This window comes from Microbacterium excoecariae (genome assembly GCF_011326725.1).
In the GTDB taxonomy this organism is placed as follows: Bacteria; Actinomycetota; Actinomycetes; order Actinomycetales; family Microbacteriaceae; genus Microbacterium; species Microbacterium excoecariae.
On record NZ_JAANCO010000002.1, the window covers coordinates 270,028 to 295,375 of the forward strand.

The 25,348-nt window shown below is 66.7% G+C and carries 16 protein-coding genes; 10 read left to right on the forward strand and 6 right to left on the reverse strand.

Going from position 1 to position 25,348, the window contains the following annotated elements:
• Positions 1-113: 113 nt before the first annotated feature.
• From G8E01_RS12490 to G8E01_RS12500, 3 genes are all read left to right on the forward strand, one after another.
• Positions 114-1,604 carry an exopolysaccharide biosynthesis polyprenyl glycosylphosphotransferase gene (locus G8E01_RS12490; RefSeq protein WP_166320332.1) on the forward strand — a complete coding sequence of 497 codons (1,491 nt, stop codon included), beginning with the start codon at positions 114-116 and terminating at the stop codon, positions 1,602-1,604.
• Between the two features lie 91 nt (positions 1,605-1,695).
• A complete protein-coding gene (locus tag G8E01_RS12495; RefSeq protein ID WP_166320334.1) occupies positions 1,696-3,114 on the forward strand; it encodes a polysaccharide biosynthesis tyrosine autokinase in 1,419 nt (472 codons plus the stop codon).
• Complete coding sequence (locus G8E01_RS12500) at positions 3,107-4,081, forward strand: hypothetical protein (protein ID WP_166320336.1); 975 nt, start codon at positions 3,107-3,109, stop codon at positions 4,079-4,081. The genes G8E01_RS12495 and G8E01_RS12500 overlap by 8 nt, the downstream gene beginning before the upstream one ends.
• An 856-nt stretch (positions 4,082-4,937) precedes the next feature.
• Here G8E01_RS12500 and G8E01_RS12505 read toward each other — a convergent pair.
• Together G8E01_RS12505 and G8E01_RS13105 are read right to left on the reverse strand one after the other, a co-directional pair.
• Positions 4,938-6,515, reverse strand: a complete 1,578-nt coding sequence (locus tag G8E01_RS12505; protein WP_166320338.1) for an HNH endonuclease signature motif containing protein — start codon at positions 6,513-6,515, stop codon at positions 4,938-4,940.
• Between the two features lie 504 nt (positions 6,516-7,019).
• Complete coding sequence (locus tag G8E01_RS13105) at positions 7,020-11,033, reverse strand: Ig-like domain-containing protein (RefSeq protein WP_166320340.1); 4,014 nt, start codon at positions 11,031-11,033, stop codon at positions 7,020-7,022.
• A 249-nt stretch (positions 11,034-11,282) separates the two neighbouring features.
• Between G8E01_RS13105 and G8E01_RS12515 the strand changes: the two genes are divergently transcribed.
• Together G8E01_RS12515 and G8E01_RS12520 are read left to right on the forward strand one after the other, a co-directional pair.
• Complete coding sequence (locus tag G8E01_RS12515) at positions 11,283-14,138, forward strand: Ig domain-containing protein (protein ID WP_166320342.1); 2,856 nt, start codon at positions 11,283-11,285, stop codon at positions 14,136-14,138.
• Positions 14,139-14,216: 78 nt separating this feature from the next.
• The gene (locus tag G8E01_RS12520; RefSeq protein WP_166320344.1) at positions 14,217-15,260 is read left to right on the forward strand and encodes a zinc-binding dehydrogenase; all 1,044 of its coding nucleotides are present in this window, start codon (positions 14,217-14,219) and stop codon (positions 15,258-15,260) included.
• 3 nt (positions 15,261-15,263) lie between these two features.
• On the opposite strand, the gene G8E01_RS12525 is transcribed toward G8E01_RS12520, so the two are convergent.
• Complete coding sequence (locus tag G8E01_RS12525; protein WP_205827579.1) at positions 15,264-15,926, reverse strand: excalibur calcium-binding domain-containing protein; 663 nt, start codon at positions 15,924-15,926, stop codon at positions 15,264-15,266.
• A gap of 323 nt (positions 15,927-16,249) precedes the next feature.
• Between G8E01_RS12525 and G8E01_RS12530 the strand changes: the two genes are divergently transcribed.
• From G8E01_RS12530 to G8E01_RS12540, 3 genes are all read left to right on the forward strand, one after another.
• Entirely contained in the window at positions 16,250-17,254 is a 1,005-nt protein-coding gene (locus G8E01_RS12530; RefSeq protein ID WP_166320346.1) for a glycosyltransferase, read from the forward strand.
• A 7-nt stretch (positions 17,255-17,261) separates the two neighbouring features.
• Positions 17,262-18,191 carry a glycosyltransferase gene (locus tag G8E01_RS12535; protein ID WP_166320348.1) on the forward strand — a complete coding sequence of 310 codons (930 nt, stop codon included), beginning with the start codon at positions 17,262-17,264 and terminating at the stop codon, positions 18,189-18,191.
• A 62-nt stretch (positions 18,192-18,253) separates the two neighbouring features.
• Positions 18,254-19,084 carry a sulfotransferase gene (locus G8E01_RS12540; RefSeq protein WP_166320350.1) on the forward strand — a complete coding sequence of 277 codons (831 nt, stop codon included), beginning with the start codon at positions 18,254-18,256 and terminating at the stop codon, positions 19,082-19,084.
• Here G8E01_RS12540 and G8E01_RS12545 read toward each other — a convergent pair whose 3' ends face one another.
• Entirely contained in the window at positions 19,085-20,539 is a 1,455-nt protein-coding gene (locus G8E01_RS12545; protein WP_166320352.1) for an oligosaccharide flippase family protein, read from the reverse strand.
• Positions 20,540-20,796: 257 nt separating this feature from the next.
• On the opposite strand from G8E01_RS12545, the gene G8E01_RS12550 reads away from it, so the two are divergent.
• The gene (locus tag G8E01_RS12550; protein ID WP_166320354.1) at positions 20,797-21,687 is read left to right on the forward strand and encodes a sulfotransferase family protein; all 891 of its coding nucleotides are present in this window, start codon (positions 20,797-20,799) and stop codon (positions 21,685-21,687) included.
• Between the two features lie 12 nt (positions 21,688-21,699).
• Complete coding sequence (locus G8E01_RS12555; protein WP_166320356.1) at positions 21,700-23,124, forward strand: hypothetical protein; 1,425 nt, start codon at positions 21,700-21,702, stop codon at positions 23,122-23,124.
• A 76-nt stretch (positions 23,125-23,200) separates the two neighbouring features.
• Here G8E01_RS12555 and cysN read toward each other — a convergent pair whose 3' ends face one another.
• Together cysN and cysD are read right to left on the reverse strand one after the other, a co-directional pair.
• Positions 23,201-24,451 (reverse strand): sulfate adenylyltransferase subunit CysN, encoded by a 1,251-nt coding sequence (cysN, locus tag G8E01_RS12560; RefSeq protein WP_166320358.1) that lies wholly within the window; start codon positions 24,449-24,451, stop codon positions 23,201-23,203.
• Positions 24,452-24,454: 3 nt separating this feature from the next.
• Positions 24,455-25,342, reverse strand: a complete 888-nt coding sequence (gene cysD, locus G8E01_RS12565) for a sulfate adenylyltransferase subunit CysD (protein WP_338100828.1) — start codon at positions 25,340-25,342, stop codon at positions 24,455-24,457.
• Positions 25,343-25,348 lie beyond the last annotated feature (6 nt).

The window sequence follows — 25,348 nt, forward strand, 5'->3', positions numbered from 1 at the left end:
CGTTACGTGCGGCGAATCACCCGGAAACCTGTATGCGATATGTTGCACGGGTACTTCATGGGCACCCCGGGTAGCGGGCGGGCCTATCCTCGATCCCCTCGGAAGGTGACCTCGTGACCGTCGTCTCGAGTGAGCGCGCGGACGTCACGCCCAAACGCCGTTCCGGGGGCGCCCGCGCCTGGCAGCGCCGCTACGCGCTCGGCCTGTTCGTCACCGACGCGCTCGTGCTCGTCTGGGTCGTCATCGGCACCCAGATCGGCTGGCTCGGCGCGCACTCGGAGGCCGACGTGTCGGTCGCGGGCGGCAACGTCATGCTGTCGTACACGACCTTCTCGGTCCTCCTCGTCCTCGGCTGGCTCGCGGCGCTCGCCCTGCGCGACACGCGGGATCCGCGGATCATCACGGTCGGGTGGGAGGAGTACCGCCGGGTGGTCGAGTCGAGCGTGCGCTTCTTCGGCATCGTCGCGATCGTCGCGGTGATCTTCCAGATCAACCTCTCCCGCGGATACCTGCTCATCGCCCTGCCGGCCGGCATACTCGTGCTCCTCGCGACGCGGTGGCTGTGGCGGCAGTGGGTCAACGTGCAGCGCGCGCAGGGGCTCTACCTCTCGCGGGTGCTGCTCGTGGGGACCCCGGAGGCGTCGGCGCACTTCGCACGGGAGCTCGGGCGCGTGCGCTGGGCCGGGTATCTCCCCGTGGGCGCGTGCGTGCCGGTTGGCACCGACCCGGCCGCGCTCGCCGAGGAGGGCGTCGAGGTGCTCGGCGGATTCGACGACATCGAGCGGGTCGTGCAGGCGCGCGACATCGACACGGTGCTCGTGACGGGATCCGACCTCATGCCCCCGGGTAAGGTGCGCGAGATCTCCTGGATGCTCGAGCAGGGCCGTCGCCACCTCGCCGTCGCGCCGACGATCGCCGACGTGGCGGGCCCGCGGATCCGCATGCGCCCCGCCGCGGGCGCGCCGCTCATCCACGTCGAGACGCCGCGCTTCTCGTACGGGCAGCGCTTCGTCAAGCGCGCGGCCGACATCGTCATCTCGGCGCTCGCGATCGTGGGCCTCAGCCCGCTGCTCGTCGCGCTCGCGGTGATCGTGAAGGCGACCTCGAAGGGGCCGATCCTCTTCCGCCAGACCCGCGTGGGGCGCAAGGGCCGCGAATTCAAGATGCTGAAGTTCCGGTCGATGGTCGTCGACGCGGAGGCGCAGCTCGCCGCGCTCAGGGCCCTGGCCGACGCGGGCAACGACGTCATGTTCAAAATGCGCGACGACCCGCGCGTAACGCGCGTGGGCCGCGTGATGCGGCGCTACAGCCTCGACGAGTTGCCCCAGCTGTTCAACGTGCTCGGCGGGCAGATGTCGCTCGTAGGGCCGCGCCCGCCGCTGCCGAGCGAGGTCGCCGAGTACGCCGACCACGTGCACCGGCGCTTCCTCGTCCAGCCCGGCATCACGGGCCTGTGGCAGGTCTCGGGTCGGTCGACCCTGTCGTGGGAGGAGACGGTGCGCCTCGACCTGTCGTACGTCGACAACTGGAGCCTCGTGGGCGACCTCATCATCGTGCTGAAGACGGGCCGGGCCGTGCTCGCGCCCGGGGACACGGCGGCGTGAGGGTTCGCGGGCGACGCGCGGCCGCCCGGTACGCTCGTGCGAGGGTGCTCCGGCGCCACGACAGCGATACGCCGCGTACCGAGGGAATTCTGTGGAACTGAGCGACTACATCCGGATCCTGCGCAAGAACTGGGTCGTCATCGCGGTGATCGCGCTCGTCGGGGTCGGGGCGGCCGCCGTGTTCTCGCTGACGCGCACGCCGATGTACGAGGCGACGAGCGAGGTGTTCGTCTCGAGCCAGGCCGGCGACACGATCGGCGAGCAGGCGCAGGGCAACACCTACACGCAGCAGCGCGTCGCCTCCTACGTGCAGCTCGCGACGAGCCCGCGGGTGCTGGATCCGGTCATCGCCGACCTCGGCCTGACGGAGTCGGCGACCGAGCTCGCCGAGCGCACGGAGGTCTCGAGCGCGCTCGAGACGACGATCATCCGGGTGACGGTGACGGACGCGGATCCGCAGGCGGCGGCCGACGTGTCGAACTCGGTGACGGAGAACCTCACGGAGGCGATCACCGACGTCGAGACGCTGCCGGACAGCTCGTCGGTGCCCGTGAAGGTGACGCAGATCCAGGCGGCGACGGCGCCCGAGGCGCCGGTGAGCCCGGACGTGCCGCTGAACCTTGCGCTCGGGCTGCTCGTGGGCCTCGCGCTCGGCGTGGGCCTCGCGGTCATGCGGACGGTGCTCGACACCCGGGTGCGCTCGACGCGCGACATCGCGACCATCACCGACCGGCCGCTCATCGGCGCGATCCCGTTCGACCCGAAGTCGGCGGAGCGGCCGCTGATCCTGCACGCGGATCCGCAGCACCCCCGCAGCGAGGCGTTCCGCGCCCTGCGCACGAACCTGCAGTTCCTCGACCTCGAGTCGGAGTCGAAGGGCCACAGCTTCGTCGTCACCTCGAGCGTGCCGGGGGAGGGGAAGTCGACGAGCGCCGTGAACCTCGCGATCGCGCTGGCCGACGCGGGCAAGCGCGTCATGATCGTCGACGCCGACCTGCGCAAGCCGAAGGTCGCCGAGTACTTCGGCATCGAGGGCGGCGTGGGCCTGACGGACGTCCTCATCGGGCGCGCGGAGCTGCAGGACGTGCTGCAGAAGTGGGGCAAGCGGTCGCTGTACGTGCTGCCGTCGGGCAAGGTGCCGCCGAACCCGAGCGAGCTGCTCGGCTCGTCGCGCATGCGCGCGCTCGTCGAGATGCTCATGAACGACCTCGACATCATCATCCTCGACGCGCCGCCGCTGCTGCCCGTCACGGACGCAGCCGTGCTGGCGAAGTTCACGAGCGGCGCGATGGTGGTCGTGGCGGCCGGATCCACGAAGCGCGACCAGGTGCAGGGCGCGCTGGACGTGCTCGAGACCGTGCACGCGCAGGTCGCGGGCATCGTCGTGACGAAGGTCCCGCTGACGGGCCCCGACGCGGGCGACTACGGCTACGGATACGGGTACGGGTATGGGCCCGAGCTGGAGGCAGCCCCGAAGGGTCGCGGGAGGAGAGCGCGCGGCAATGGCTAGGGCGGCGAGGGGCGGCGCCGGCCGCGTGTTCGCGATCATCGGCGTGGTGGCGCTGGCGGTCGCCGTCGGCGGTCTCTCGCTGTACGCCATGAACCGCGTGGGCCAGGCGCCCTCGGCGTCGCCCATCGCGAGCTCGTCGGCGTCCTCCCCGACGCCGACGGCGAGCGCGTCCCCCGCGGGCGACGCGGCCTCGGGCGACGGGGCCTCGGCCGAGCCCGCGGTCACGGTCGTGGCCGACACCCCGGCGGTGGCGGAGGAGCGCTTCCTCGCCCTCGGAGCCGGGGACATCGTCTGGCGCGGCACCGCCGGATCCTGCCAGGAGGGCGTGGCCCCGCTGCTCGAGCGCTCGACGGACGGCGGCGGCACCTGGACCGACGTCACGCCCACCTACCGCGGGGTGACGCAGCTCATGGGCCTGGATCCGTTCGCGGAGGAACAGGCCGACATCGTCGCGTCGCTGCTCGACGAGGAGTCGGAGGCGGATCCGTGCGAGACGCGCGCGATCCGCACCTTCAGCCAGGGCCAGTTCTGGGGCGACGAGGTCGAGCTGTTCGCGTCCGCGTCCTTCGTGACGCCGGGCCGGGCCGGCGTCGTCGCCGCGGGCGTAGACGTGTCGGCGCCGTGCGCGGAGCCGTTCGGGCTGCGCGCGGACGACGGGGTGGTCGCGGTCGTGTGTGACGGATCCGCCCAGGTCCTCCGCGACGGCGCGTGGGCCCCGCTCGGCGGCCTCTCGGACGTCGTGGCGGTCGACATCGTCGACGGCACCGTTTACGCCGCCCACGGCGACGCATCGTGCGCGGGCCTCGCCGTCTCGGCGGCCGGCCCCGACGGCCTCGCCGCGTCGGTGGGCTGCGCCGCGCTGTCGGCCGCGGGCGAGATCGCGGGCCCCGTGGCGCTGGACGTCGTCGGGGCGCCCGGCAGCGAGACGGTGGCCGTGTGGGCCGGGGACGAGCTCGCGCGGGTCTGACGCGCGACCCCGAAGGGCCCGCGCGCGTCGGTGGGGGCGCCGCCCAGGCCGGACGGGGGATGCCGACACCTGCATTGACGTCGTGGATGGAGCCCATCCCACGCGACAGCCGTATCGGGGGGAGGCACTACCCCCGGGCCCGGGGGCGTGGCACGGGAACGGCGCGGATGTGATGGTCGGGCCCGTCGGGCGCGGTGCCGGGAGTGGGCACGGGCGTCGTGGATGGAGCCCATCGCACGCGGCAGCCGTATCGGGATGAGGCACTACCCCGGGCCCGGGGGCGTGGCACGGGAACGGCGCGGATGTGATGGTCGGGCCCGTCGGGCGCGGTGCCGGGAGTGGGCACGGGCGTCGTGTCTTGCGTCGATCGCACGCGGCAGCGACTCGTGCATGGACGCAGTTGGTTGGGTCGGTCGGCGCGGCATGGGAACGGGCGCTGAGGTCTGGTGCTTACGGTGCTTCGGGCCCCTTCGGGCGTGGCACTGAGAACGGAATGGACACGGTTGGACAGGCCGTCGGGTGTGGTGCGCCGCGGTGGCCGTGGCATTGCGGGCGCGGGCCCGCTGTGTGAGGACGCGACTGGCGTTGTATTGGCGCGGGCGGTGGCGTGAAGGGACGCGCTCTGCCGGCGCCGGGGAGACGGCGCCAAGGTGCCGCCTCAAGTCCGCGTGTGGGCTCGACGCCCCCGCTTCGGGGGATGCTGGGCTTGGCGCTGTCGCCTTCGGTGGCGCTCCGCATCGGAGCTGCCGGTTCCGGTGGTGTGGCGCTCGGCGCTCCCGTTGCCCGAGCTGCGTCGCGCGGCGCGACTGCTTCTGGCTTCACAGGCATCCAGCGTCGCGGCGCGCGGCCACACTCGTCACCCCGATGGCGGCGGCGGGCCATCGCGGTCGCCGCCTCGGCGGCGTTGGCCGGGCGCGCCGTCGACGTCGCCGTCGTTGGGGACAAAGGCGACGCGGCGGGGTGGGGGATCCGCGATGGAGGCGCCGGTCGGTGAGGTCCAGGTGAGGTGGCCGCCCGGACCCTGCGACACGTGCCATTCGGTGGCGTGCTTGAGCGTGTGATGCCGCTTGCAGAGGCAGGCGAGGTTCGTCAGGCTCGTGGGGCCGCCGCGCGCGTGGTCGATCGTATGGTCGATGTCGCAGCGCCTCGCGGGCTGGCGGCACCCGGGAAACCGGCAATGCTGGTCGCGCGCCCGCAGGTGGCGCTGCTGCGCCGCGGTTGGCGTGTACCGGTCGGTGGCGACCACCGTGCCGGTGACGGGATCCGTCAGGAGCCGGTCCCACCCCGTCGCGCCGCCGGCGAGGCGGCGGGCCGAATCCGGATCCACGAGGCAGGCCCCATCGAGGTCTGCGCTCGTGGAGGTCGCGCCCGTGATTGTCGTGACGGGGATCGTGACCTGCACATGCGCGCGGATCGCGCCGAGCCCGCCCGGGGCCGTGTCGGTCGCGTGGTCGAGGCCGGGCGTGCCGCTGAGCAGCATGTCGAGCGCGAGGTCCGCGCGGGTCTGCGCGAGCGTGCGCTCGTCGGAGATCGGGGCGGGCGGTGACTCGCCAGGAGGGGCCGGCGGGGCGTCGCGGCGCGCGGCGCCCGACGTCGGCTGCGCGGCCGGGCCCGCCGGTGCGGCCAGGTCGTGGCGTGAGGTCGTGCGTTCCTGCGCAGCGTGGCTCTGCTGCGCGGCCGGGCCCGCCAGCCCGGTCTGGCCCCGCTGCGCTGCGCGGCGCTCCTGTGCGGCCCGGCGCTCCCGCGTGGCCTTGGCCTCGCGCGCGGCGCGGGCGGCGTCGTCGCGGAGGACCCGGGCCTGGCGGGTGATGCGGTCGAACACCCCGTGGATCTCCGCCGACGGCCCGATGATGCCGAGCATCGATGCGCCCTGGTCGTAGTCCTCCACGAACACGCGTCGGGATCCGGCCGCGTGCTCGCGTTGCTGCGGCGGGGTCAGTGGCGCGAGGCGTTCCGCGGCCTGGCGGGCGTAGGTGCGCGTGGCGTGCGGGGTGGTATGTCGGGCGACGCCGAGGGTGTCGCCCTCGAACGCGGCGCGCTCCTCCGGATCGGTGAGGCGCACCCCGGCCGACGCGATCGTCTCGGCGTGCTCCGCGTGAATCTCGCCGGCCGCCAGCGCCTTGTGTGTCTCGGGGAAGGACGTGACGAGGAAGTGCGCGGCCCCGAGCTCGTTCTGCACCGTGCGATCGGTCGCGCGCGTTTGGGCCGCGATGTCGGCCGCCATCGACCGCAGCGGCATCTGTCGCTCCTTCATCGTTGCGCCCGCGAGGCGCTCGGTCTGCGCGCGCGTGATGGAGTATGCCTCGGCCATGAGGGCCGCCCGGGCCCCGCGGATCCGCGCCTCTCGCTCTGAAAGGACGGCGAGGCGCGAGATGATGCGCTCCGCCCGCGCGATCTCGTCGCGCGTTGCGACCGACGCCAGTAGTTCGCTCATTTCTTCCCCGCCTCCTCTCGATTCGTGCCTCCAGATTAGAACAGAGGTACGACATTTGAGGGAGGGTGAATGCCCGATGGGAGAACTTTTTGGATCTTGGGTTGTGGACAAAGTCGCGGAGACGCGGGGCTTATGCGCGCCGCCTCTTCGCCGCTGCGGTGCGGGGCCGGCGCGGCGCGCACCGGATCCCGGACCGCTTTCCGCGCGACGCCAACCGGTGTTGCGCGCTGCGCGGCCTCGCCCGCCACGAGGGTGAGATGGGACCCGTCGTGTACCGGCACGCCCTGGATCCCGTACCCGCGGCCGTACGCGCCGCGGATCCCGCCACCCTCGGCCCCGCGCCCCACACCCGCCCACGCCGCAGGGGCCCGGCCCACCGCGAGGGTGAGCCGGGCCCCTGGACCCGCAGGCGCGCCCCGCTACACGGTCCGCGCCCGCACGCCGCAAGGGCCCGGCCCACCTCGAGAGTGGACCGGGCCCCGGCGCATGACTAACCGCAGCCCGCTACACGGTCCGCGTCCGGCGGCGCACCAGCACGAGGGCCGCGCCCGCGAGCAGCGCGAAGGCGCCGAGCCCGGCGAGGAGGACCCACGGGGATCCGCCCGTCGCGAGCAGGTCGCCCGGCTCGGTCACCTCGAGCGGCGCGGAGGCCAGCTCGTCGGATCCCGACAGCGCGACGATCGTGTGGTCCCCGGCCGGGGTGCCCGCCGGGATCGTGACGGCGACCTCGAAGGCCCCCGACGCGTCGGTCGTGACCGTCGCGATCACCTGCGGCGTCGAGTGCAGCTCGATCGTGAGGTCGGCGCCCGCGGCGAAGCCGGATCCGTCGATCGTCACGGATCCGCCCGCCGCCACGCGCGAGGCCGACAGCGCGAGCGCGGGGCCCGCGGCCTCGTCGTCGGACCCGGAATCCCCGGATCCGTCCGACCCGCCCGCGGACGACCCGCCCGCGGACGCCCCATCCGCGGAGGCCCCACCCGAAGCGGCCCCGTCCGAACCGCCCGACGAGGTTCCGTCAGATCCGCCCGAGGCACCCGACGCACCCCCGTCCGCGTCGGAACCGGACCCGGAGCCCGCCACCGACACGACGAGCGCCTCGGACTCGGTCTGCTGACCGGCCGCGTCGGTGACGACGGCGGTCAGCGCGACCTCGGTGCCTGCGTCGGCCTCGGTCGCCGCCCACGCGAAGCGGTACGGCGACGCGGTGCTGCTGCCGACGAGCTCCCCGTCCGCGTAGAGCGCGACGGAGGAGACGGCGAAGTCGTCGCGCGCCCGCACGAGCGGCGCGATCTCGTCGCCCGGCGAGAGCACGAGGCCCGCGCCCGGGTCGACGATCGCGGCCGTTGGCGCCGCGTCCGCGACGGGCACGACGCCCGCGTCCCCGCCCTCGGCGACGACGCCCGAGACCTCGACGTCCGGCGCCTCGACGAGCGAGACGCCCTCGGTGACGCGGCTGTCGCGCACGAAGCCACCGACGCCCTGCGTGAAGGTGACGGACCCCTCCACTGCGGTGTTCGAGACGTACCCGAGCTGGCGGATACCGGCCGGGGCGTCGTTCGCGGGGTCGCCGTCGGCGCCGCGGCCGCCGTCGAAGAGCACGCCGCCCGCGACCGTGCTGCGCGCGATCGTCAGCTCGGTCTCGACGGTGCCGGATCCGGCGCCCTGCAGGTGGTTCGTCTTCACGACGCCCCAGCCGTGCGGCCCGGCGGCCTCGATGGGCCCGACGACCGATTCCGAGACGCGGCCCGCCGTGTTGAGGTAGGCGACGCCGGCCTCGGCGGCGACGGATCCGCTCGTCACCGTCACGCCCGAGATCTCGACGAAGAGCTCGTTCGTGTCGGTGGATCCGAGCGATTGCCGCGACACGGTGACGACGTTGCCGCCGCCGTCGCGGAGGAACGGCGTCGACCCCGCGAGGGTCTCGAGGCTCTGGTCGGGCATGATCGTGACCTTGTCGGCGCCCGCGCCCTTGATCTTCAGGGGCTTGGCGATCGTCAGGCCGTTCATCGCGCCGTCGGCGACGGGCACGCGGGGGCTGGCGACGGGGGTCGAGGACTCCTCGTACGTTCCCTCGCACACGACGATCGTGTCCCACGGCGACGCGTAGTCCACGGCCTCCTGGATGCTCGAGAAGTTCGCGTTCGGGCACTGCAGCAGGTCGTCGTCGACGACCCACGTGACGTTCGAGGCGGCGTCCGCCACGGTGTCGGGCAGCGTCAGCTCGCCCGGCGTGACGTCCGTCTCCTCCAGGAAGGCGGCCGGATCCGGGCCCTCCGCCGGCGCGCCGAAGCCCGCGCCCGCGTTCGGCGTCGTGCCGTCGGAGAGGATGAGCGGATCCGCTGTCGCCGCCTCCTGGAAGCGCAGGTCGGCGAGCTGGATGGATCCGGAGGCGGGCATGCCGTCCGTGCCGAAGCGCAGCTCGACCGAGGCGAGGGACGACACGTCGACCCCCGCGAACTCGGTCAGGGGCACGCGGATCTGCTCGAGCACGACGTGCGTGTGGCGGGTCTTGTCGCCCGTCGACATGTGGAGCGCGTTGCCCCACCGCTCGTCGCCCGCCGCGACCGCCGCGCTGGCGCCCGTCGTGTCGGTCAGGACGATCTCGAAGTCCTGCGTCGAGGCCGCCGGATCCCACATCACCGCGCTCTGCGGCTCGCCCGGCTCGCGCGAGACGTACCCGGGGTTGCGGGGGTCGAAGAAGTTCACGTCGGCGCTCAGGGCGAGCGCCGTCATGCCCGAGACGTCCTTCGACGCGTCGGGGATCTCGGCCGTCAGGGTCGCGGCCTGCCCCTCCTCCCACGCGAGGGCCAGCTGGCGGCCGTACGAGTGGTTGATGGGGGAGTTCTCGCGCGTGCCGTCCTGGCCGCCGACGGCGCTCGCCGCGGGCAGCGGGCATGCCTTCTCGGCCGAGGGGTTCCCGTCGATGCCGAGGATGCCGGGCGCGAACTGGTCGGGCTCGGGGTTGCACCAGTCGTAGCCCATCGTGCTCTCGGGCACGGGGGTCACGCCGCCGTCGGCGAGGTACGGGTTCGCGAACCCGGATCCGCTGAGGGATCCGCCGAGCGCGTTGAGCGTGAGGGGGTTCTCCACCTCGGGGCGGATGACGTCGATGCGCTCGCTCGCCGGGGCGAAGTACGTCGTCGAGACGCGCTCGGCGCAGTCGATGGCCGCGTCGCCCGCCGTGATGTCGGGGCAGGCGGAGGCCGGGATCTGGAGGTGGGAATCGGTGGTCGACAGCTCGCCCGTCATGTATGGCTCGAACGCGCCCTCGCCGCCGACGTAGCGGCGGAAGAACGCCGACATCGTCGCGAGGCCCAGCGTCTCCTGCGCGCCCATGCGGTCGGCGTCGCCCGAGATCTTCGTGTTGACCTCGGGGTTGTAGGTGTCGCTGTTGTCGATGAGGTACGAGAACGGGTCATAGCTGGCCGCGCCCGACAGGCGCAGGTTGTTCTCCGACACGGCGCGGTCGTTCGTCGGCCGGCTGTCGCCGCACGCCGCGTCGCCGCTCGTCGTGCCATCCTGGCCGTCGGCGAACCACACGGAGTTGTACCAGTTGTGGTTCGCGCCGAGGTGCGAGACCTGGATCGAGGGGAAGGGGTTCTCGCCGTTGACGTACTGGCTGCGCTCGAAGAAGCGCGCGCCCTGGAGGTTCGACACGTCGCCGTCGCACCAGGGGAGGATCGTCATGAACGGCGTGCCGTAGGGCGCCTTGCGCTCATAGTCGACCGGCGCGAGCGCGATGACGCCGCGGAGCGGGTAGCGCGGCCCGTCGGTGCGCGTGCGGTTGTAGTCGATGAAGCTCGTGACGGCGTCGCCGCCGCGCGAGTGCCCCATGAGGCCGATGCGCGTCATGTCGAGCTCGCCGGCGAGGGTGTCGCCGATCGTCGTGTGCTCGTCCTCCGGCAGCCCGCCCGGCTCGTTCGCCGCGCTCAGGGCGTCGAGGGTCGCCGCGATGAGGAGCCGGCGCTGGTGCATGCCCTTGCCGCTGGATCCGTCCTGGCGCATCATCAGCTGGTCCTGCGAGACGGAGAAGACCGTGTAGCCCCAGCTGGCGAGGTTCTCGCCGAGGTAGGCGTAGCCGGCCTCGTTGCGCTTGAACTCGCCGCACGTGAGCTCGGCGTTGTTGGTGCCCGCGTCGCAGGAGGAGTGGTTGCCGTGCACGAGGACGATGACGGGCGAGGGCTCCGCGCGATCGGCGGGGGAGTACAGCGCGCCCCGGATCTCGATGGTCTCGGCGGCCTGCGCGGTGCCGGGCGTCGGCGCGTCGCCGCTCGAGTTCGGCTCCTGGAGCTCCACGGTGCCGAGCTTGGTCTCCTGAATCGTCTCGGGCGCGTAGGGCCCGCGGTCGAGCGGATCCGGCAGGGACCCCTCGTCGAGCGCCGCGGCGACGGGATCCGCCGTCACCGCCACGGGGGTCGTCGGGGTCGTCGCCATCGCCGGTGCTGCGGGGAGCAGCAGTGCGGCGAGGACGGGGAGCGTGGCAAGCGCGCGCCAGCGCGCGAAGCCGGATGCCTTCACGGCGGTCCTCTTCCTCGGGGTGGGTGGGGTGCACCCGTCCCGTGGAGCAGGGCGTGGGTGCGCTCTCAACCTAGGGACGCCGTGTTTCCCCCGATGAGGACGCTGTGTTTCGGCTATGTGAATGATGTGCCTCGCCTCACTGTGGGCTCACCCCACCCCTATGCCCCCTCCCCATTATCTGATAGAAATTATCCGGATAACTCGAGTGGGCACGCGGCCCCTCGACCGCCGAACGGAGGAACGGATCCGATGACAGCTCGCCGACCCGCGGCCCGCGCGCCGCTCCCACACGCGCTGCGGCTCGCCGCGGCCGCGTGCCTGACCCTCGCTCTCGCGCTCGGCGCCCTCGCGGCCGCCCCGCCCGCCGAAGCAGCAACACCCGCCGCCGAAGCCGACGCAGGAGCAACAGCCGCGACAGTTGTCCCCGCCCAGCACATGGAGGTCAAGTCGAAGGAGATGACGGACGACCCGACGCAGGCCGACCGCCACCCGACGGCCTCCATGCGCGTGATGAACCCGGGGGACGCGAGCCGGTACGTGCAGATCGTGCTCGGCAACGGCCAGTGCCTCACCGAGCAGTGGACGTATAACAACCCCGGATCCTGGGGCGACCGGATCCGCGACCAGATCGGCCAGACCTGCTCGGCCGTGAACACGCGCCAGCAGTTCATGATCGCGCCGCTCGCGGACGAGCCGGTCGGTACGAGCGACCCGGGCGCGCACCAGTTCCGGATCGTCAGCGTCACGAGCGGGAAGTGCTTCTTCAGCCGCGTGAACGGGCTCGCGGGCTACGGGAACATGGAGGCGTGGGATCCGCGGGCCGCGAACAAGCCCGCCCGCGGCTTCATCGAGTGCGGCAAGGACCACTACCTGCGCCCCAACGCGATCGGCGTGCCCGACGCGGTGACCGAGTGGATCCACCCCGAGGCGCAGTCGTTCGGCGTATACAACGACGCCCGCGACTCCACCGGCGTGTGGCAGCACTGGTCGTGGCTCGTGGACCGCTCCTTCGAGCAGGGCGCCTTCGACTGCGCGAACGGCAACGGCGCGACGTGCCTCGTGCGCCTGCCCGGCAGTACCGAGTGGCTCTCGCCGAGCGATTCCGCGGTCGTGGCGAGCGGCGTGCAGTCGGAGCGCCTGCTGGGGTGCGGATCCGCGACGACGAGCGGATCCCCCACCTGGCACAACGAGGGCGCCGCGGAGACGACGCACACGGTGAGCAGCTCGAGCACGACCAGCCACTCGCGGACGATCACCGACACGCACAAGACCTCGGTCTCGGCCAGCGCCAAGGGCGGCGTGAAGGACGTCTGGGAGGTGGGCGGATCCGTGAGCTACGAGTGGGGCGGATCCACCGCGACCACCGAGAGCGGATCGGTGACGCAGGAGGCCGAGGACGAGATCTCCGTGCCCGGCTACGGCTACTTCATGTACGCGTGGACGGGCACGGTCTACACGCTCGAGGGCGACTGGCGGTTCGGGATCCGCGGCGCGGACGACGGATACATCTCGCACGTCTCCTCCACGTACCCCGCGAGCCTCGGCGGCGAGGCGACGCAGGTGGTGTCGCCGACGGTGACGACAACGAAGAAGTCGTGCTTCGCGGGCGCGAAGGCGACGAACGACGTCCAGCCGCAGCTCGCGGCCTCCGCCGAGCAGTGCACCGCGGGGACCCCGGAGGCGCCGGCGGCGACCGTCGGCACGGTCGTCGTCGCCTGCCCGGGCGAGTGGGACATTCCCCCGGTCGTCGACCCGGACGGATCCCGCGAGCCCGTCTGGGGGTACCAGTGGTACTACGTGGACGCGGAGGGCGAGCACATCGACATCCCGGGCGCGACGCGCTCGTCGTTCGTGCTGCAGGAGGAGTCCTTCCTCGACGCGCACCGCTTCCTCGGCGTGCGGGTGACGGAGCTCGGCGACGCGTACCGGCTGGAGTCGCTGCCGGAGGAGGCCGCCGCGAGCCTCAACCTGCACCCGGCCGCCGCGACCGCCGCCCCCGCGGCGGCGCCGCGGTACGTGTCCGCCTCCTACGTCAGCGAGCTGCTCAGCACCGAGGTGGGCGCACCCATGAACCGCACGCTCATCGCCGACGCCGACGCGGCGGGCACCCCCGCGAGCGGCACGGGCGTCGACCTCGAGATCGTCACCGGCGCCCTGCCCTCGGGGATGCTCCTCGGGCCGGACGGGCGGATCCGCGGCGCCGCACTCGAGGCGGGCGAGTACGCCTTCACGGTGCGGAACCTCGCGGGGGCGCGCGAGGAGGTCGACTTCGCGCTCGTCGTGCACGGCGAGCCGGCCGACATCGCCGGCGGTTCGCCGGTCGACGGGGTGGTGGGCGAGGCGCTCGCCGCGGACCTCGCGACCACCGTGGCCGACGGCATGGACCTCGTCGTCACGGACGGCCTCCTGCCCGACGGGCTCGCGCTGGACCCCGCCACCGGCCGCCTCGAGGGCACGCCCACCCACGTCGGGACGAGCGTCGTGACGGTCACGGACCAGGCGGATCCGTTCGCCGCCACTCACGAGGTGACGATCGCCGTGCGCTCGGCCCCGTCGCAGCTGGCGGCCCTGCCGCCCGCGGAGGCGACGGTCGGCGAGCCGCTCTTCGCCGAGGTAGCGGGATCCGCCGGGGCGGGCGCCGTGTTCGGCACCCTCGCGGAGGAGGCGGACCTCGGCGGCCTCTGGGTCGACGCGGCCACGGGCGCGCTCGCGGGCACGCCGACGCGCGCGGGGGAGTACGCGGTCACCGTGACCGACATCACCCGCGCGGACGCGCCGAGCGAGGTCTACGCCGTGCGCGTGGCGGAGGCGCCCGACGACGGCGGATCCGATGACGCGGACGGCGGATCCGGCGACGCCGAGGGCGGAACGGGCGACGTGGACTCCGGCGACGCGGGCGCGGACGGCGGATCCGGATCCGTCGGCACCGACGGCGACGCGGCAGCGGGAGGATCCGACGGCGCGGGCGAGCCGGCCGCGGCCGACCTCCGCGCGACGGGCGCCGAGCCGTCCGCGACGACGGTGCCGCTCGCGGTGGCGGCCGGCGCGCTGCTCATCGCGGGGCTCGTGGCGCTCCTCCTGGCGCGCGCCCGCCGCCGGTCGTAGCGGGACCAGCGGGGCGCGGGCGCACGCCGCCCGCGCCCCGCTGCGTCGTCAACACCTGTCGGCGTAGACTGCCCTCCCGTGAACCCGACTCGTATCGCCACCGTGTCCGCGTCCCATTCCGTTGAGCTGAGCGAGGAGGCGGTGCCGGTTCCGGGGCCCGGCCAGGTGCTCGTGCGGATCCGCTACTGCGGCATCTGCGCCACCGACACCCACGGGTACGCGTCGGGCGGGTTCATCCCGAAGGCCGTGTTCGGCCACGAGTGGTCGGGCGTCGTCGCCGCGGCCGGCGAGGGTGTGACGACGGTCGCGGAGGGCGACCGGGTCGTGGCGAGCGTGGGGCCGGCGTGCGGGTCGTGCGCGATGTGCCGCGCGGGCCACGGGGAGCACTGCGACACGGCGTTCGCGGAGGCGAACGGCATCGGCCCGGACGCGCCGGAGCACGGCGGCTTCGCCCAGCACCTCGTCGTCTCCGAGCGCCGCGTGCAGCGCGCGCTCGACGAGCTGAGCGACGAGCAGCTGGGGCTCGTGGAGCCTACGGCCGTGACCTTTCACGCCGTCCGCCGCGCGGGCCAGCGCCTCGGCGATGTCGTGGTCGTGCAGGGCGCGGGGCCGATCGGCCTCCTCGCCGCGCAGCACGCCCGCCACGCGGGCGCCGGGGTGGTCGTCGTGGTCGAGCCCTCCGAGGCGCGCCGCGCGGCCGCGGCCGCCGTCGGATTCACCGAGGTCTTCGCGCCGGGCGAGGCGTTCCGCGCCCGCGTGCTCGAGCTGACGAACGGCCTCGGCGCCGACGTGCTCTACGAGGCGACGGGCGTCGCGGCCCTGTTCCAGCCGAGCGCGGAGCTTGTCCGCCGCGGCGGCACCCTCGCCCTGCTCGGTTACCCGATGAGCGGATCCGAGGTGTCCTACGGCGACTGGCAGTCGCGCGAGCTGACGGTGATCGGATCCCTCGCCTACACCCACAGCGACTTCCTCGGCGCGATGCGCGCGATCGCGGACGGAGCGGTCGACGTCGCCCCGCTCATCACGGGCATCATCGGCCTGGACGAGCTCCCCGCTCTCCTCGCCAAGCTGGACGGCGGCGACACTCGCCACGCGAAGGTGCTCGTCGCGCCGAACGGGTGAGGGCTACTCGCACCCCACCCCGTCCCCGTCGCGGTCGAGGTGGGAGGCGTAGCCCGGGTCGCCCGTGCGCACCGGCGCCGCGCCGGCCTCGCGCGCGGCCGTGCAGTTCTCGTAGTACACGTCCTGCGGGGCGGGTTCCGGATCCTCGACCGCCGGCGCCTCCTCGACGGGCGCGGGCGCCGGGGCCGGGTCGGGCGCGGGCGCCGCGATGACCGGCGCCGCGTCGTACCCGGAGGCGTAGGCGGGCTGGTCGGGGCAGGAGGAGAGGATCCGCGCCATCGCGTCGCGCTCGGCGGGCGCCACCCAGAGGGCGTAGACGGCCTTGACGGAGATCTGCCGGGCGACGTATTCGCACCGGAAGCCGGTGTTCGCGGGCAGCCACGTGGCGGCGTCGCCGGCGCCCTTGGATCCGTTCGTAGGGCCGTCGACCGCGAGCAGGTTCAGCGGGTCGTTCGCGAGCGCCATGCGGTTCTCCTGCGAGATCTGCTGCGCCCCCGTGACCCACGCGTTGTTCAGTGCCACGACGTGGTCGATCTGCACGAGGTACGAGGTGTCGACGCCTTCTACGCGGCCGCACTCAGCAGCGACGACGTCGCGCCCTATCGGCAGCGTTTCCAGCAGCGCGAGCAGGGTGTCGTCCCTGGCATCGCACGGCGGGGCCCACAAGCAAAACGGGTCTTGGGAAATGCGCGCCGGGCATCGTTACATCCAAGAACCTTCACGATCGCGACGCAGCCAGCGAAGTATGGAACCACGAGCGCCCGCATGCCGACCAAGCAGGTGATCACGCAGAGGTACGGTGTCGAGCGGCAAGCGATTTACGGCCCTCCAGGACAGGTGCCGCGCCCCGGCCGGAATCGCATCCGTCCACTACGCTAACGAAGAATGGCCCAGCTACACCCCGCTGAACATTGCTGCCGCTATGAAGGAAATTCAACCCGATAAAACTGACACGATCCCGTATAGTCGATAGCGAGCGGCCTGCGATCTTGCAGCAGCTATTAGCGGCAAACATGAATGCTCAAAGTGCCCGTCATCACGAAAGAACAAAGTGCACCTTGAATTTTAATCAAAGCTTCAGAAATAAGAAAGCGCTTCTTGTCGCCTCGACTGGTGGTCACCTCGCGCAGTTGCAAAGAATGGCTGATCAATTTCGCGTCTCTGAAGACTCGCTGTGGGTGACGTTCAAATCTAACCAATCAGAATCTCTTCTTGCCGGGCGGCGTGTTTCTTACGTTGATTATATTAGGCCACGGGGGTTGCGGCAGGTACTTCGCGCGACAATCAGCATCAACAAGATTCTTGCACGGGAGGATTTTGATGCTGTAGTTAGTACGGGTGCGGGGATTGCCTTGGCAAGTCATGTGAACTCGTCAATGCGGCGGATTCCTACCACTTACATCGAATCTGTCTCGCGCGTGAACGGGCCATCGGTAACCGGGAGAATCCTTGAGCGAGTCCCCGGCGTGCGCCGCGTTGCGCAGCACTCTTGGGGCGAGACACGAAGAGGGTGGAGCAACGAATACTCCATACTGGAGACATTCGAGCCACATCGATCGGAGGGTGCCGCCAAGCGACCACGACGGATTTTCGTGACCCTCGGCACCATTCAGCCTTATGAGTTCCGCGAATTAGTCGAAGTGCTTGATGCAATACTTCCGCATGATGTTGAAATAGTCTGGCAATTGGGAGTAACGCCGAAAATCTCCGCGCGAGGGCGTCTCGTGGACTATATGACCTCCGAAGAGTTTGATTACGCGGTTGATTGGGCTGATCTTGTGGTATCGCATGCCGGTGTAGGCACGCTGATCGCACTGATTGAAAGGGGGAAAGAGGTCATTGCGGTGCCGCGCAGAGCTCATAGGGGTGAACACGTCGACGATCACCAACTTGAGATCGCAACCGAGTTTTCAAGGAGAGATTTGCTCACGATGCTCGATACTGCCGAAATTGGCTCGTATATCGAGAAGAGGTTTGCAGATGTCTCCCACTAAAGACGTTATGATTTCATGGGTCTCGCACCACGGGCGAAGTAATGCGATCGCGGCAACACTCGAGCTAGATGAAATTAACATTTCCACGGCGGGTAGTGTGATTACACGGTACACTCGCCAGTTTTTCGCGACGTTGCGCGTGTTGCGCCGAAATCGCTACAGGTCTGTCATCGTGATGATGCCGCCGACCCCGGCTTTGATTGCTGTCGAAATTTGTCGACGTTTGCGGTGGGTATCTCACATTGCAGCCGATATGCACACTGGAGTTTTCGAAAACCCCAAGTGGCGAAAATTTTTGCGCCTAACCTTCTATATCGTCGCAAAGTCAAAAGCCCTTGTCATAGTGACCAACCGCTCGCTGGCGGACCGAAGCACCAGCATGGGGGCAGCTCAGTCCCTGGTACTTCACGACCCGCTAACACCGAAATCCCGCTCGGCTGCCACGCATGACGTCCTCGTACCAGTTTCTTATGCAAATGACGAGCCTATCGCTGCGATTCTAGAGTCTGCACGCTTAATGCCAGAGGTTCAGCTAATTCTTACTGGACGTGCGCCGGACGCAGTGGTGGCAGCTGCGCCGAACAACATCCAATTCGCGGGTTATGTGTCCAAGCAGGAGTATGACAAGCTTCTAAGCGCAGCGAAAGTCGTGCTCGGCCTCACCAATCGCGAATTTACAATGCAACGCACAGGCTACGAGGCAATGGAGTATGGAATTCCTTTTGTTACAACACGGTTTGACGATCTTGAGGAATTCTTCGGCCAGGCCGCAGTCTATGTAGATCCTGAGCTAGGCGCGTTCGAGATAGCGACATCAGTCCAGGAGGCACTTACACAGCGTGCTGAACTGAGCAGAAAAATGATTGAGCGCAGAGATATTCAAATTGCGCAGCAGGAACGAGCGCTGGATGAGCTGGCCGCCTGGCTTGAATCCTAGCTGTCAATATCATCACGGAAACCTCCGTGAGCCCGACCAGGAGCAATATGAGGAGTCGAGACGTGACGCATGATTGGCGCAATCACGAGTTCATTTTTGTTGGGGGCATGCACCGCAGCGGAACTACTCTGTTGGCTGATGCTCTGGGGGAGACGCAAAATGTCTCGGCATTTGCGAACACGGGAGCGCACATGAATGAAGGACAGTTCTTGCAAGACGTCTACCTTCCCGGTTATCACATGGGCGGCGTAACCCGTTGGGCCCGTGACGACCGTTCGCACCTCACTGAGAAGGACGCGAGTACCTCCGATATTCCCGAGCGCCTCTGGGAAAGCTGGTCGCCGTTCTGGAATCTGGAATCTAAATATCTTGTTGAGAAAACACCCCAGAATCTCACGAAGACTAGGTTCTTGCAAAAAGCGTTCCCCAACTCCAAGTATCTAATCATCACACGTCACCCGGTTACGCAAGCCTTAGCGGTTATGAAATGGTCACCCCGACGAGCGGAGAAGCTGGGCTGGCGTTTCGATCGTTTGATTGAACATTGGCTGATAGCGCACGAGACATTTCAAAGAGACTCCACGCATTTGCGCGATGTGACGCTCGTGAAATACGAAAACATATCTGCCGACCCTAACGAAGCGGTGGCAAATCTAAGTAATGGCATGGGCATTAATCTTGCGCCCAAAAAGTTTCTGGAATATAATGTGCGTCGCGCTAGCGAGTACGCCATCCGATGGAACGACCGGAAACTCTATGGCCTGTTCCCTGAGTATGGTCCCGTGTTGTCGTTTCTGGGAAGTCTCGTCGTGTCCACGCAGTTCTCATCCATTCGACGACGTTATGAGTCACGACTAAACAGTTTTGGGTACTCGTTTGACGACGTACACTGACTAGTCCCTTATCAACCGTGCGATGTGGATTATTTCTCGAACGTCCCGCCGTATCTTCCGACTTGCCACGAGCGTGACGAGAGTTCCGGCTATGAAGACTAGCGTCAGCATCAAAATGCTGATTAGTGGAGAAAGATCTTGAGTGAAGAAGCTCAATGAGACGCAGCATATGGAGCCCGGTGCGAAAAGAGTTGCTCCTCGTATGGCCGGGAACAGTGAGGACTCATATGTAGCGCCAGTCGATTGGCGCAAAAGCAAAACAGATATTGGCCACAACATCATCCAAACGATGGCGTGGGCAATCGCGATACCTAGAGCACCCCACGGAATTCCTACTAAAGTAAGAGCAACGGCGGCCGGTTGCATCCATGCATTCAATATTAAACCCGATCGCGTGTTTCCGGTGGCGATATATGCCCACCGTGTGGTCTGTGCCAACGTTCGAAACAGATACGCGATTGAGAGGAAACCAAGAAGCGGGCCAGCTAAGCTCCACCCAGGGCCGAGCACGATGGCAGTCGCATCCGGCGAGATAGCGGCAATATACATGAACATTCCCGCGACCAAGTATCCAACTACGATGTTGAAAGAGCGAGAGTATCGTTGGTAGCGATCGGGTTGATCATGTACTCGAGACAGCACGGGTACGACAACTCGTTGTAGTTGATCAATGACAACGCTTGATGGCAAGTTCGCAATCTGATTTGCTCGATCAAAATTTCCCAACGCGTTGTCAGCAACTGTGAGTCCGAGCACTGGGACGAGCGCCGCGCGAGACAGGTTTGCGGATGCGTTCATTCCGAAAATCTCCGCCCCAACTCGTGCGAGACGGCGTACTTCGGTCGACGCACCAAATGGAGATGTGGGTACCCACCGCGAAGCCGCAATTACCATAATCATCTGTACGGTCGGCTGCGTGATAAATTGCACAGCTAGAGCCTCAAGGCCGTGGCCCGCCAGTGCTGTGGCCACTGCGGCGCAAAGCGCCACGAAGACTGAAACCACATCCGTCAATGACAGGATTCCTGTCTTTAGCTCACGGACAAGCAGTACTCGGGGCTGGCTCAGAATCCCAGTCACGAAAGGGGCCACTGCGAGAATTGCAATTAGTGACTGCAACTCGGGGCTCTCATACGCTTTGGATATTGGTCCGGCGATGGCGAGCAACGCCCCTGCGGCGAGCGTTCCCATGAATGCGTTGATGTAGAACAGCGCAGATTTGGCGTTCTGAGATACCGAACGCGCCTGCACGGTAGCCATGCCAAAGCCAAGCAATACGATGCTAGTTGCGAAAGTGGCAATCGACGTCGCGATCGCTGCGATGCCGTACTCGACGGGGCCTACCAGCCTCGCCAGAATAACGATGGATGCACACTTCACTACTAAGACTAGGGCCTGTGAGGCAAGGGTTTGGAAACCGCCCCGGGCTCCAGCCTGCGCCAGCGATGGGCTCATACTCTCCTCATTCTGAGCACGCAGATTGTCGTTAAGAGGTGCTGTACGCAAATTCTATGCAAGAATATTGCTCGCGTCACCATTGTAGTGTCTCTGAATCTCGACAGCTGATCGACATCATTATGCGGGAGCTCTATGGGCGTGTCTCGCCGATTTCGATCGCAAGCGTTTGGCCGGTATCATGTATTATGCGCAAGCACTGTTCGTCGAGTGGATAGTTGTTACCGTCGTTGTAGAGAAATAGTTTGGATGCTGCTATGAGTAGGATGATGTTCATCGGGGGGCTTCAACGCAGTGGCACAACATTGCTTGGCCGTTTGTTGGCGTCCCATCCGGATGTCGCCGGCCTGACGGGTACTGGCACGCATGAGGACGAGGGTCAGTTTGTCCAGGATGTATACGACGATGACCATCGCCTGGGTCGTCCAGATGGCGGTAAGCGGGGTCGTGTGAACCACTGGGGCTTCAATCCCGACTCGCATCTTGATGAATCTTATGAAGTTGCCGCAGACGATGCGCGTGCGCGTCTCGACGCTAGTTGGCGTACGTACTGGTCGAAGTCGGGTGCACAAATCTTGGTCGAGAAGTCGCCGAGTAATGTGTTAAGGACGCGTTTCTTGCAGAAAGTGTATCCCGACTCCCATTTTGTCATCATTACGCGTCATCCATTGATTCAAGCGCTGGCTACACGCAAATGGGTTGAGATTCGGCGTCGGGTTGGATTTGACCTGGAGCAGCTCATTGAGCACTGGTTAGTCGTGATGGAGACCTTTCGAGGTGACTCTCCTGCGCTCAAGAACTTTACGATGATTCGATACGAAGATTTGGTGGACTCCCCTCAAAGCGTGCTTAACGAGGTCTGCCGCTTCGCGGGTCTTGCTGAGTATGACTTTGACGTGTCGGCTATTCGGCGGGCTGATGACTCGTATCTCGAATATATTGATCAGATGCGTTCTCGACGCCGTCTTATTAGCCCGCTAAACCCGAAGGGTAACATTGCTCATGAGGCAATTCGTTTAGTAGAGTCTTTGGTTGTGGGCGCAACGGGAGGCAGAAGCCTTCACAACATCGAAAGTCAGTTTGAGGATCGTGTTTCGGGGTTTGGGTACTCGTTTCAAGATCTTCTTTCGGCCAAAACGAGTGCGTGACACGGGCAGACGGTGGCTGCGACGATGCCCGTTTCGGAGGCTCAGATGGTGAAGAGTGTGACCCGGACGTATCCTAACCGTCTTAGGCTGGTCTATTTGGGTATTGCTCTAGTGGGCCTTTCTGTTTCTGTAGCAAGTGCCGTCGCTCTCGGCGGTGCTTTTGCAGGCTACTTGCCCTTGCTATTTGTGGGAGCTATCTCCCTATTTATGGTTTTGGCACGCGACATGGGCGCGTTGTGGGTTCTGTTATTTTTCGCAGCGGCAAGCCAGCGCCCTCTCTCGGGTCTCCCTGGTTCAAGTTCATTACTCTGGTTGGACGATCTTGTTGTCATCGGGATTGTTTTGGCGATTATCTCACGCTGGCCAGAAGTTCGTGAGGCATTTGCGGGACGCTTCTTTCTGGTTGTTCTGCTTGTCGCGGGGCTTCTTCTGGCAGTTTATCTGGCTCCTTCATTCGATCTGGGCGTTCTTCAATTTCGTCAAGTCTTGGTTCCAGTGGTTCTCGTAATATCTGGGGCGCTAGTAGATAAGTCCGATATCCGGGTCGCGCGCCGTGTTGCGATATTACTCGGGGTGGTAGCGGCGGTTTACGCGATTCTGGAATTTTTCGGTGTAAGGCTTATCGACCCGAACTTGTATGTATCAGGGCAAGGCGAAGATGGTGAAGCAGCGGTGCGCGACTTGCCCGGCTTCTACTATTACTTTCTAGATTTCGGCAACTATATCGTGCGTTCCGGCACATTCTTGCTGAACCCACCCTCCGGTGGAATCTTCATCGCGTCCGCATTCGCGTGGTTGATTGCGTTGCGCACTCGCTTCAGCGTGCGTGATTACTTGCTCGCTGGATTGATGATCGCCGGAGTGGCGACAACGTTATCGCGTGCGGCGGCTTTGATTGTGATACTTGTCGTTCTGCAGCCGCTGCTGATTCGGCGCTTTGGTCGCGTTGGATTTGTACTTTTTGGCTCACTTCTTGCGGGAATTGCTTTTCAGGAGATAGCGAGTCATGGATCAAGTGCGCGGCATTCTGAGGGGCTAGTTCAGGGTGTCTTGCTTGGAATATCGAGTCCTCTTTTCGGCGCTTTCGGTCGTGTCGGTAACGCAACAAAGGACTGGTCTGGGGAGGGGTATGGCGAGAGCGCCATGGCCATATTTTTGTCCGGTGCGGGTTGGATAGGACTTGTCATCGTCTGTTTGATGCTCGTCAGCATATATCGCGGCGCAGCGGGAACATTGTCTGCTGTTGCGGCTGCGGCACTAGCGGCATCGTGTTTCTCCGAGACGGCAGTCGGTCTCGATGCATCGGCAATGTTGTGGACGTTGGCTGGCGTCGGTCTGTTGAAAGCACCGGATGGTGTCGGTTTGTTGGCTACAGGTTCTGCAGTTGACCCGAGCACTTTCTCAGACACCATCGGCGAACAAAAGCGATTGGTTTGATTTGCCCGCCAAGGGCGCTGACACGGCGACGCGGCCGGCGCCCCCTGGGGGCGCCGGCCGCGTCGATTCCCACCGGTTATTCGGCGTTGTTGATGGTGCAGGCCGCGACCGTCGCGTTCGTGGCCTCGTCGATCAACACGAACGACCCCGTCTCACGATTCTTCGCATACGGGTCCACGACCAACGGCGTCGTCATCCGCAACGTCACCCGCCCGATCGCGTTCCGACCCAGCTGCGTCGCCTCCTGATCACGATGCAACGTGTTCACGTCGAGCTCGTACTGCAACTCCTTCACCACACACCGCGCCTCACGCGAGTTATGCAGCACCGCGTACTTCTTCCCCTTCACCAGGGGCGCATCATCCATCCAGCAGATCGTCGCGTCGATGTCCTGCGACACGATCGGCTGATTATTCGGACGCGCGATCACGTCCCCCCGAGAGATATCGATCTCGTCCGCCAACCGCACCGTCACCGACATCGGCGGGAACGCCTCCTCAACCTCCCCGTCCGCGGTATCAATCCCCGCGATCGTCGAGGTCAGACCCGACGGCAACACGATCACCTCGTCACCGGTCTTCATGAGCCCGCTCGCGACCTGCCCCGCGAACCCCCGGTAATCGATCACGTCCTTCTGCTGCGGACGAATCACGTACTGCACCGGGAACCGCACATCCTGCAGATTACGATCCGCCCCGATATACACCGTCTCCAGGTGATGCAACAACGCCGGCCCCTGATACCAGGGCGTGTTCTCGCTCCGCGAGACCACGTTGTCCCCGTTCAACGCCGAAATCGGAATCGCCGTGATATCCGTGATGTTCAACTTCGACGAGAAATCCAGGAAATCCTGCCGGATCTCCTCGAACACCTTCTCGTCAAAATCCACGAGATCCATCTTGTTCACCGCGAGGACCACGTGCGGCACCCGCAACAACGACGCGATCGTCGCGTGACGCCGCGACTGCTCGATCACACCCTTGCGCGCATCCACCAGCACGATCGCCAGATCCGCCGTCGACGCCCCCGTGACCATATTGCGCGTGTACTGCGCATGCCCCGGCGTGTCCGCGATGATGAACTTCCGCTTCGGCGTCGCGAAGTACCGGTACGCGACATCAATCGTGATGCCCTGCTCCCGCTCCGACCGCAACCCATCCGTCAGAAGCGACAGATCCACATACTCGTTCCCGCGAGACTTACTCGTCTCCTCCACGCTCAACAACTGATCCTCGAAGATCGACTTCGAGTCGAACAACAACCGACCAATCAGCGTGCTCTTGCCATCATCGACCGACCCCGCGGTCGCAAAACGCAGCATGTCCATGGTTTAGAAGTACCCCTGCTTCTTCCGGTCCTCCATCGCGGCCTCGCTCACGCGGTCATCCCCCCGCGTCGCGCCCCGCTCCGTGATCCGCGTCGCCGCGACCTCGGCAATCACCTTCTCGACCGTGTCCGCATCCGACTCCACCGCCGCCGTCAACGTCGCATCCCCCACCGTCCGATACCGCACCAGACGCGTGGAGACCTCCTCGCCCGCCTTCGGCTGACAGAACCGGTTCGACTCGAACACCATCCCGCCCCGCACGAACGTCTCCCGCTCCCGCGCGAGATAAATATCCGGGATCTCCACCCCGTCCTCGTGGATGTACTGCCAAATATCCAACTCAGTCCAGTTCGACAACGGGAACACCCGAATCGACTCGCCCTGATGCACCCGCCCGTTATACAGATTCCAGATCTCCGGACGCTGGTTCTTCGGATCCCACTGCCCGAACTCGTCCCGGAAACTAAACACCCGCTCCTTCGCGCGCGCCTTCTCCTCGTCCCGCCGAGCACCACCCAACATCGCGTTGAACCCGTGCTTCTCCACCGTGTCCAGCAACACCGGCGTCTGGATCCGGTTCCGCGAACCGTTCGGCTCCTCCTGCACCAGCCCCGACTCGATCGCCTCGGGCACAGACCCCACGATCAACCGCAACCCATGCTTCGCCACAAACCGATCCCGGAACTCGAGAATCTCATCGAAGTTATGACCCGTATCGATATGCACCACCGGGAACGGCAACCGCGCCGGCGCGAACGCCTTCATCGCCAGATGCAACATCACCAGCGAATCCTTACCCCCCGAGAACAGCAACGCCGGCCTCGACAGCTGCGCCACCACCTCCCGGATGATATGAATCGACTCCGCCTCCAACTGCCTCAGCTGGGAAATCGAGTA